General features: G+C 70.5%; 8 protein-coding genes. 5 read left to right on the top strand and 3 right to left on the bottom strand.

What is annotated here, in order from left to right; translation table 11 throughout:
• Positions 1–8 precede the first annotated feature (8 nt).
• The 5 genes from panD (at position 9) to lysS (ending at position 5965) form a co-directional block, all read left to right on the top strand.
• On the top strand, positions 9–497 hold the full coding sequence (gene panD, locus G7063_RS12765; protein WP_166414731.1) for an aspartate 1-decarboxylase: 489 nt from the start codon (positions 9–11) through the stop codon (positions 495–497).
• Between the two features lie 5 nt (positions 498–502).
• On the top strand, positions 503–2278 hold the full coding sequence (locus tag G7063_RS12760; RefSeq protein ID WP_166415364.1) for an L-aspartate oxidase: 1776 nt from the start codon (positions 503–505) through the stop codon (positions 2276–2278).
• A 28-nt stretch (positions 2279–2306) separates the two neighbouring features.
• Positions 2307–3215 (top strand): M15 family metallopeptidase, encoded by a 909-nt coding sequence (locus G7063_RS12755; protein WP_166414730.1) that lies wholly within the window; start codon positions 2307–2309, stop codon positions 3213–3215.
• A 172-nt stretch (positions 3216–3387) separates the two neighbouring features.
• On the top strand, positions 3388–4263 hold the full coding sequence (nadC, locus tag G7063_RS12750; protein ID WP_166415363.1) for a carboxylating nicotinate-nucleotide diphosphorylase: 876 nt from the start codon (positions 3388–3390) through the stop codon (positions 4261–4263).
• Between the two features lie 142 nt (positions 4264–4405).
• Complete coding sequence (lysS, locus tag G7063_RS12745) at positions 4406–5965, top strand: lysine--tRNA ligase (protein ID WP_166414729.1); 1560 nt, start codon at positions 4406–4408, stop codon at positions 5963–5965.
• Between the two features lie 131 nt (positions 5966–6096).
• Here lysS and mmsB read toward each other — a convergent pair whose 3' ends face one another.
• The 3 genes from mmsB to chvE form a co-directional block, all read right to left on the bottom strand.
• Positions 6097–7287: a multiple monosaccharide ABC transporter permease gene (gene mmsB, locus G7063_RS12740; RefSeq protein ID WP_240916082.1), complete on the bottom strand. Its 1191-nt coding sequence runs from the start codon at positions 7285–7287 to the stop codon at positions 6097–6099.
• Complete coding sequence (gene mmsA / locus G7063_RS12735) at positions 7284–8843, bottom strand: multiple monosaccharide ABC transporter ATP-binding protein (RefSeq protein WP_166414728.1); 1560 nt, start codon at positions 8841–8843, stop codon at positions 7284–7286. The genes mmsB and mmsA overlap by 4 nt, the downstream gene beginning before the upstream one ends.
• Before the next feature lie 72 nt (positions 8844–8915).
• Positions 8916–10064, bottom strand: coding sequence for a multiple monosaccharide ABC transporter substrate-binding protein (gene chvE, locus G7063_RS12730; RefSeq protein ID WP_166414727.1), 1149 nt, complete (start codon positions 10062–10064; stop codon positions 8916–8918).
• Positions 10065–10309 lie beyond the last annotated feature (245 nt).

Genomic DNA, 10309 nt, shown 5'->3' with positions numbered 1-10309 from the left:
GATCCCTCATGAACACCACACCTCCCGCGTCGCTCCAGCGCCCCATGATGATCGCGAAGATCCACCGGGCCACGGTCACGCAGGCGGACCTCCACTACGTCGGCTCGATCACCGTCGACGCGGACCTCCTGCGCGCGGCGGACCTCGTCGCGGGGCAGAAGGTCGACGTCGTCGACGTGACGAACGGCTCTCGCCTGTCGACGTACGTCATCCCCGGCGAGCCCGGCTCGGGCCAGATCTGCATCAACGGTGCGGCCGCCCACCTCGTGCACCCCGGTGACGTCGTCATCCTCATCGCCTACGGGATCATGAGCGACGCCGACGCCCGCACGTACATGCCGCACGTCGTCTTCGTGGACGCTGCCAACAGGATCGTCGACGTCAACGAGGAGCCGGGTCTCGTGCCCGACGGCTACGGCCTCGAGGCGTCGGGCCTGCCCATCGCAGCCTTCCAGGGGCACGGCGCCGGCCCGCAGGACGCGGCGGAACTCGCGTGACGACGATCGACCCGGCGCTCACGAGCGCCGCCGCGAGCGTCGCGGTCGAGAGCACGCGCCCCGTCCTCGCGCGGCGCCTCACGGCCCCCGAGCCGGGCTGGACCGCGCACGCGGACGTCGTCGTCGTCGGCTCGGGCATCGCGGGCCTCACGGCAGCTCTCGAGCTGCGCCGGCGCCTGGGCCCCGAGGGCCGGCTCATGCTCGTGACGAAGGGCGAGCTCTCCTCGGGCTCGACCGTGTGGGCGCAGGGCGGCATCGCGGCGGCGCTCGCGCCGACCGACTCCCCGGACGCGCACCTCGAGGACACGCTCGTCGCAGGCGTCGGCGTGTGCGACCGTGCGGCGGTCGAGGTCCTCGTCACCGAGGGCCCGGACCGTGTGCGCGAGCTCGTCGGCCTCGGCGCGCACTTCGACCTCGCGGCCGACGGCGACATCGCGCTCACGCGCGAGGGCGGCCACCACGCGGACCGCATCGCGCACGCGGGCGGCGACGCGACGGGTGCCGAGATCTCGCGCGCGCTCATCGTGCAGCTCGAGGCCGTGCGCAACGACCCGGGCATCGAGATCGTCGAGCACGCGCTCGTCCTCGACCTGCTCCAGGGCCCCACGACGCTCGACGACGAGGGCCACGAGGTCCCCGGCGCGGTTGCGGGCGTGACGCTCCACGTCATCGGCGAGGGGCGTCGCGACGGCGTCGGCGCGGTGCTCGCGCCCGCGGTCATCCTCGCGACGGGCGGCATCGGCCAGGTGTACCGGTCGTCGACCAACCCGGTGCAGGCGACGGGTGACGGCGACGCGCTCGCGCTGCGCGCCGGGGCGACGCTCGGCGACGTCGAGTTCGTCCAGTTCCACCCGACGGTCCTGTGGGCCGGCTCGGGCGTGCGCGGCCAGCTCACGCTCGTCTCCGAGGCCGTGCGCGGCGAGGGTGCGCTGCTCGTCGACATCGACGGAGTGCGCTTCATGCCCGACGTCCACCCCATGGCGGAGCTCGCGCCGCGCGACGTCGTCGCGCGCGCGATCGTCGAGCGGCTGCGTCTCACCGAGTCCAACCACGTCTACCTCGACGCGCGCCACCTCGGTGCGGACTTCCTGCGCGAGCGGTTCCCGACGATCACCGAACGGCTCCTCGAGCACGGCATCGACTGGACGACGGACCTCGTGCCCGTCGCACCGGCGCACCACTACCACTCGGGCGGTGTCGTCACGGACCTCCACGGGCGCTCGACGGTCCCGGGGCTCTACGCCGCGGGCGAGGTCGCGTGCACGGGGGTCCACGGTGCCAACCGGCTCGCGTCGAACTCGCTGCTCGAGGGCCTCGTCTTCGCGTACCGTGCGGCGGTCGACGTCGCCGCGCGCCTCACGTCGGGCGAGCTCGTGCGGATCGAGCCCGTCGCGCACGAGGGTCGGACGGCGCTCGTCGCGGCCGCGATGCGTTCGCGCGTGCAGCGCGCTGCGGCGACCGGTCCGGGCGTGCTGCGCTCGCGCGAGGGTCTGCTCGCGTCGCTCGAGCGTCTCGCGTCGGTGCCGACGAACGGCGGGCCTCGGCCCGCGGGAGTCGTCGACGCGCACCCGCAGGTCGCCGAGTGGGAGACGACGAACATCCACCAGATCGCGACCGTCCTTGCTGTGACGGCGCTCGAGCGCGAGGAGTCCCGCGGGGGTCACGTCCGCACGGACTTCCCCGAGCGGGACGACGCGTGGCTCCTGCGCATCGAGGTGCGGCTCGCGGCCGACGGCTCGCTCGAGATCCTCCACCGTGCCCACACCTCCGCGGAGCGTTGACGACACGCGGCATCGGTACGATCGCCCGGTGACCACGGCGGCTCGATCTCGGACCCGGCGGCGTCGTCGACGCGTCGCGTTCGTCGTCGCGCCGCTGCTCGTCGTCGTCTCCGGGATCGGGGCGTTCGTCGCGCTCGACAGGTTCGCGCCGGACGCTCTCGCCGCGCGAGTCGGTGCGGTGCTGCCGTCGGGCTGGCTCGGGGCACCGTCGGTTCCGGCTGCCGGCGGACCGGCACCTGGGCTGACGACCGAGGGCTCCGCGACGCCCGACGCCCCGCCTGCGGCGACGCCGGACCCGCCTGGCGCCGACGAGCCTGAGCCCCCGCCGACGGTCGAGCCGCCCGGCCGCGGCTACGACATCGACTCGCCGGGCTCCGTCACCGTCGTCGTCAACAAGCGTCGCCCGCTCGACCCTCTCGAGTACGCGCCCGACGACCTCGTGCCGGTTGCGGGAGCGGCCGTGACGATGCGCGCGGCGGCGGCGGAGGCCCTCGCCGACCTGCGGGCGGACGCCCAGCGTGACGGCAGCCCGATCGCGGTGCACTCCGCGACGCGCACGTACCTCGAGCAGCGCACGACGTTCGAGGGATGGGTCGCGCAGCTGGGCGACGAGAAGGCGGAGCGCGCCTCGGCGCGCGCGGGCTACTCGGAGCACCAGACGGGCCTCGCGGTCGACGTCGTCGCTCTCGGCGACCCCTGCGGCGTCATGAGCTGCTTCGGGCAGACAGATGCGTCGGCGTGGCTCGTCGCGAACGCGTACCGCTACGGCTTCGTCGTCCGGTACGGCGATGGGCACGAGTCCTGGACGGGATACAAGGCGGAGCCGTGGCACCTGCGGTACGTCGGTTCCGGGCTCGCGGCGGCGGTGCACGAGGAGGGCGAGCCGTCGCTCGAGGAGTTCTTCGGCCTCGAGCCCGCTCCCGACTACGGGGAGTGAACGTCTCCGCACGTGGGACCGTGGTCCGTGAGCCGAGACCCTGCGGGTGATGTAGCGTTCGGGCGTGACCACCCCCACCACGGCGATCTCGCCTGCTTCAGTCGCGCCCAACGCCCCCGCGTACCCCTCGGACCCGACCCTTCCCGGTGACCCCGGCCCGGGCCGCGCGTGGATGGCGGCGACGGTCGCGATGGCGCTCGAGGAGGACCTTGGCGGGCGCGAGCGACGCGACGTGACGACGCAGGCGACGATCTCGCCGGTCGTGCTCGGCACGGCGGACCTCGTCGCGCGCGAGGACGGCACCGTCGCAGGTCTCGGTGCTGTGCGGGAGACGCTCACGCAGGTGTGCGAGATCTTCGACCTCGCGCCCGTGCGCGTCGAGCACCTCGTCGTCGACGGCGACCGCGTGAGCGCGGGCCAGGTGCTCGCACGCCTCACCGGTCCGGTGCAGGCGCTTCTCGTCGCGGAGCGCACCATGCTCAACATCGCGTCGCGCGCCTCTGGCGTCGCGACGGCGGCGCGCGCGTGGACGGACGTGCTCGACACCGTCGTGCGGCCGGACGGGTCGCGGGCGCGCGTGCTCGACACGCGCAAGACGACGCCGGGCCTGCGCGCGCTCGACAAGTACGCGGTCCGTTGCGGCGGCGGCACGAACAAGCGCATGGGCCTGTACGACGTCGCGATGATCAAGGACAACCACGTCGTCGCGGCGGGCTCCGTCGCGGCAGCCGTCACGTCGGTGCGCGAGCGCTTCCCGGACGTCGCGGTGCAGGTCGAGGCGGACACGCAGGCGCAGGCCGTCGAGGCCGTCGAGGCGGGCGCGGACTTCCTGCTGCTCGACAACATGGACGACGACGCGCTGCGGTCGACGGTCGAGGCCGTGCGCGTGCTCGAGAAGGTACGCGGCAAGGTCGAGCTCGAGGCGACGGGCAACCTCTCGCTCGAGCGTGCGGCGAGCGTCGCTGCGACGGGCGTCGACTACATGAGCGTCGGCGCGCTCACCCACTCCGCCCCGATCCTCGACCTGGCCCTCGACCTCCGAGCCTGACCCCACCCCTCTCCTTTCGCGAGATAGGGGTCTGCACTCGAGATAGGGGTCTGTAGACCGCTATCTCGCGACGGAACCCCTGTCTCGCGGGAGTCCTGAGCGGGGAGGGAGAGGTGCGCTGGGGGTCGGTAGGATTGGGGGCGTGACTGCTTTCGACGCGACGGCTTCCGCGCCCACGCCCCAGGACCCCTCGACCGCCACGGCGGACGACACCCCCGAGCAGATCCGGGTCCGCAAGGAGAAGCGTGAGCGCCTCCTCGCGTCCGGCCAGGAGGCCTACCCCGTCTCCGTGCCCGTGACGACGACGATCTCCGCCGTCCGCGCGCAGTACGGCCACCTCGAGGCAGGCGTCGAGACCGACGACGTCGTCGGCGTCGCCGGCCGCGTCGTGTTCCTCCGTAACACCGGCAAGCTCTGCTTCGTCACCATCCAGGACGGCGCCGGCGAGCGGCTCCAGGCGATGCTCTCGCTCGCGGCCGTCGGCGAGGAGCGCCTCGCGGCGTTCAAGTCCGACGTCGACCTCGGCGACCACCTCTTCGTCGGCGGCCGCGTCGGCTCCTCGCGCCGCGGCGAGCTCTCCGTCTTCGCCGACACCTGGCAGATCGCCGCGAAGTCGCTGCGCCCGCTGCCCAACCTCTACCAGCGCGAGGACGGCTCGACCGCCGAGCTCTCCGAGGAGGCGCGCGTCCGCCAGCGTTACGTCGACCTCATCACGCGCCCCGCAGCGCGCGAGATGGTGCGCACGCGCGCGGCCGTCGTGCGGTCGCTGCGCGAGAACTTCCACGGGCGCGACTTCATCGAGATCGAGACGCCCATGCTGCAGACGATCCACGGCGGCGCTGCGGCGCGTCCGTTCTCGACGCACATGAACGCGTTCGACATGGAGCTCTTCATGCGCATCGCGCCCGAGCTCTTCCTCAAGCGCGCGGTCGTCGGCGGCATCGAGAAGGTCTTCGAGATCAACCGCAACTTCCGCAACGAGGGCGCGGACTCGAGCCACTCGCCCGAGTTCACGATGATCGAGGCGTACGAGGCCTACGGCGACTACGACACGATGGCGGCGCTCACGCGCGACCTCGTGCAGCAGTCGGCCCTCGCGGTGCGTGGCACGACGCTCGTGACGCTCGCCGACGGCACCGAGTACGACCTCGGTGGCGAGTGGGCCGAGATCACGATGTACGACTCGCTGTCCGAGAAGCTCGGCGAGGAGATCACCGCGGGCACGACGGTCGAGCACCTGCTCGCCCTCGTCGAGCGCTTCGACCTCAAGGTCGACCCGAAGAAGCAGAACCACGGCAAGCTCGTCGAGGAGCTGTGGGAGCACCACGTGGGTGACCACCTCTTTGCCCCGACGTTCGTGCGCGACTTCCCGGTCGAGACCAGCCCGCTCACGCGCGGCCACCGCTCCAAGCCGGGCCTCGTCGAGAAGTGGGACCTCTACGTGCGAGGCTTCGAGCTCGCGACCGCCTACTCCGAGCTCGTCGACCCGGTCATCCAGCGCGAGCGCTTCGAGGCGCAGGCGCTGCTCGCCGCGGCAGGCGACGACGAGGCGATGGTGCTCGACGAGGACTTCCTCACGGCCATGGACTTCGCGATGCCGCCGAGCGGCGGCATGGGCATGGGCCTCGACCGCCTGCTCATGGCGATCACGGGCTACGGCATCCGCGAGACGATCACGTTCCCGCTGGTCAAGCCGCTCTGATCTAGGCCTGACGAACCCGCGCGCAGCCCCGGCTGCGCGCGGGTTCGTGCTGTGCGGTGCGTCAGCGCAACGAGCTCGGGCCCCCGGTCGACGGGAGCCGACCAGGGGCCCGAGAGCCGGTGCGGGACCGATCAGACGGCCGCGTTGCGCCGCTTGTTGAGGATGTCGAACGCGACGGCCGCGAGGAGCACGAGACCCTTGACGGTCTGCTGCCACTCGGCCGGGACGTTCATGAGCGACAGGCCCATGTTGAGCACGCCCATGATGAGCGCACCGATGATCGCGCCGGACACCTTGCCGATGCCGCCGGTGACGGCGGTTCCGCCGATGAAGGCTGCGGCGATCGCGTCGAGCTCGAAGTTCACGCCGGCGGCGGCGATCGACGCACCTGCACGGGACGTCGTGACGACGCCTGCGATGCCCGCGAGGATGCCCATGTTGACGAAGATCATGAAGTTCACGCGCTTGGTGTTGACGCCGGAGAGGACGGCCGCGTGGAGGTTGCCGCCGATCGCGTAGATGTGCCGGCCGAAGACCGTGCGGTTCATGACGAACGTGTACGCGAGGACGAGGAGGCCGACGATGATGAGGACGATCGGCGTGCCCGTGCTCGACGGGTCCGCGACGACGTTCGTCGCGAGCTTGTACGTGACGAAGCCGATGAGCGCCGCGATGACGGCCGTCTTGACGATCCACGCGACGAGCGGCTCGGAGTGCAGGCCCTCGCGGCGCAGGACGGAGCGCTTGCGGAGCCCCGCGACGACGAGGCCTGCGATCGCGACGACGCCGACGAGCAGCGTGAGGAGGTCGAACGGTCCTGCGAAGCCGAACCACGCAGGGATGTAGCCGCCTGCGATGTTCTTGAACCCCTGCGGGAAGCCGGAGATCGTCGTGCCCGCGATGACGATCGCGAGGCCGCGGAAGATGAGCATGCCCGCGAGGGTGACGATGAACGCCGGGATCCCGACGTACGCGATCCAGAAGCCCTGCCAGACGCCGACGAGGGCGCCGACGCCGATCGCGAGGACGACGACGAGCGGCCAGGGGAGTCCCTGGTTGATCATGAGCCAGCCGGTCACGCCGCCGACGAACGCGACCACCGAGCCGACCGAGAGGTCGATGTGGCCTGCGACGATGACCATGACCATGCCGATGGTGAGGATGAAGACGTACGCGTTCTGCGTCACGAGGCTCGCGATCGCGGGCGACTCGAGGATCTTTCCGTCCGTGAGCACCTGGAACACGATGACGATGACGATGAGGGCCGCCATCATGCCGTAGTCCCGCACGTTGCGGCTGAGGTACTGCGTCAGCGCGTTCACGCGTCCGCCCCTTCCTTCTCCTTGGTCATGAGGCGCATGAGCGTCTCCTGGTCGGCCTCGGCGCGTGTCACCGATCCGGTGATGCGTCCCTGGCTCATGGCGTAGATGCGGTCGCACGTCCCGAGCAGCTCGGGAAGTTCGGACGAGATGATGAGGATCGCCTTGCCGGCGTCTGCGAGGGCGTTGATGATCTGGTAGATCTCGTACTTCGCGCCGACGTCGATGCCGCGTGTCGGCTCGTCGAGGATGAGGACGTCAGGGTCGGTGAAGATCCACTTCGCGAGGACGACCTTCTGCTGGTTGCCGCCCGAGAGCTTGCCGGTGAGCGCGTCGACCGTCGGCGTCTTGATGTTGAGGTCCTGGCGGTACTTCTCGGCGACGGTGACCTCGCGGCCGCCGTCGACGACGCCCCAGCTGGAGATCTTGCCGAGCGCGGACGCGGCGATGTTGCGCTTGATGTCCTCGATGAGGTTGAGGCCGTAGCGCTTGCGGTCCTCGCTCACGTAGGCGATGCCGGCGCGGATGGCCTGCTGGACGTTGCGCAGCTCGACCTCCTGGCCCTTGACGAGGATCTTGCCGGTGTGGTGGCGGCCGTAGGCGCGACCGAAGACGCTCATGGCGAGCTCGGTGCGGCCGGCCCCCATGAGCCCGGCGAGCCCGACGACCTCGCCCGCCCGGACGTGCAGGGAGGCGTCGGAGACGACCTGACGGTCGTCGTGGAGGGGGTGGTCGACGGTCCAGCCCTCGAGCCGCAGCACCTCGTCGCCGGGGTGGGACTCGTGGTCGGGGTAGCGGTTGTCGAGCGAGCGGCCGACCATGCCGCGGATGATGCGGTCCTCGGAGACGGGCTCGTCGCCGTGCATGTCGAGGGTCTCGATGGTGCGGCCGTCGCGGATGACGGTCGTCGAGTCGGCGATCGCGGTGATCTCGCCGAGCTTGTGGCTGATGATGATCGAGGTGATGCCCTGCCCCTGGAGCGATCGCATGAGGTCGAGGAGGTGGGCGGAGTCCTCGTCGTTGAGCGCCGCGGTGGGCTCGTCGAGGATGAGGAGCTTGACCTGCTTGGAGAGCGCCTTGGCGATCTCGACGAGCTGCTGCTTGCCGACGCCGATGTCGCGGACCTTGGTGTCGGGGTGCTCGGAGAGCCCGACGCGCGCGAGGAGGAGGGCCGCCTCACGGTTGGTGCGGTTCCAGTCGATGACGCCGCGCGTCTGGCGCTCGTTGCCGAGGAAGATGTTCTCGGCGAGCGACAGGTGGGGGCTGAGCGCGAGCTCCTGGTGGATGATGACGATGCCGCGCTCCTCGGAGTCGCGGATGTTCCGGAACTCGCAGGCGTCGTCCTCGAACCGGATCTCGCCGTCGTAGGTGCCGTGGGGGTAGACCCCGGAGAGCACCTTCATGAGCGTCGACTTTCCGGCGCCGTTCTCGCCGCAGATCGCGTGCACCTCGCCGCGGCGGACCTCGAGCGTGACGTCCTCGAGGGCCTTGACCCCGGGGAACGTCTTCGTGATGCCTCGCATCTCGAGGATCGTGCTGTGCTGTGACAGGTCGTCCATCTCTCGTCCTCGTCGTCGTGCTGGTGGGGCCGGGGAGCGGCGCCGGGGCGGGTGCCCCGGCGCCGCTGCCGGTCAGAGGCCGAGGTCGGAGGCCTTGTAGAAGCCGGACTCGACGAGGGCGGACTTCACGGTGTCCTTCGTGACGACCTGCGGGGCGAGGAGGAAGGACGGGACGACCTTCTTGCCGTTGTCGTACGTCTCGGTGTCGTTGACCTCGACGGTCTGGCCCTTGACGATCTGGTCGACCATGAGGGCGACCTGGTCACCGAGGGTGCGGGTGTCCTTCCAGACGGTCATGGCCTGCTTGTCGGCGAGCATGTTGATGACGTTCGCCTTGTCGGCGTCCTGGCCGGTGACGAGCGGCCAGTCGGCGCCCGGCTTGTAGCCGTTGGACTCGAGGGACTGCTCGATGCCGAGGGCGAGGGAGTCGTTGGGCGACAGGACGACGTCGACCTTCTTGTCCTGGTAGTTGGCGTTGAGGCGGTTGTCCATCTCGGACTGGGCCTTGGCCGTCTCCCAGCCCTGGATCCCGATGGACTTCCAGTCGTCGTTGGTCTTGGGGCTCTTGCCCGACGGGACCACGAGCTTGCCGGACTCGACGAACGGGAGCAGGACGTCCCAGGCGCCGGAGAAGAAGAACTTGGCGTTGTTGTCGTCGGGCGACCCGGCGAAGGGCTCGAGGGTGAACGGGCCGGCCTCGGAGTCGAGCTTCAGCTGCTCCTTGACGAACTCGCCCTGGAGGGTGCCGACCTTGTAGTTGTCGAACGTCGCGTAGTAGTCGACGGCCTCGGTGCCGTTGATGAGGCGGTCGTACGCGATGACCTTGATGCCCTTGGCGGCGGCGGCCTCGAGGGCGTTGCCGAGCGCCTCGCCGTCGATGGACGCGACGACGAGCACCTTGGCGCCGGAGTTCACCATGGTCTCGATCTGGGAGATCTGCTGGTCGACCTTGTTGTCGGCGTACTGGAGCGACGTCTCGTAGCCGGCCTTCTTGAGGAGCTCGTCGAGGTGCTTGCCGTCGTTGTTCCAGCGCTCGAGGGAGCGGGTCGGCATGGCGATGCCGATGAGGCCGCCGGCCTCGCCGCCGCCTGCGGTCGTGGTCGCTCCGCCGCCGGCGGTCGTGGGGGAGGTGCCGGGGTCGCGCTCGGAGGCGCAGGCGGCCAGTCCGAGCGTGAGGCTCGCGGCGGCGGTGAGGGCGACGAGCTTGGTGGTCCTGGACATCGTGGGTGGTTCCCTTCGTCGGGTGGTCACGTCTTCAGGCGGGCTCATGAAGAGCTTCGTGCTGGGGTGCTGCGGTGTGCTGCTGCCTCGTCGATGAGGCGGTTCGGGTCCGCGTCGCTGCGGACGTGTTCCGCACCACAGGTTGCTGCGTTCAAGTCTTGAACGCAAGTGGTGTCGGTTTGTTGTGTCGTTGAACATATCAAGAGCCGCGGATTGGAGCCAATACCGACGATGTAACGATCCGG

The sequence above is a fragment of the Sanguibacter sp. HDW7 genome, from assembly GCF_011300875.1.
Classification (GTDB): Bacteria; Actinomycetota; Actinomycetes; order Actinomycetales; family Cellulomonadaceae; genus Flavimobilis.
The sequence above is the reverse complement of the archived record's forward strand: the minus strand, read 5'-3'. Positions and strand labels throughout refer to the sequence as shown.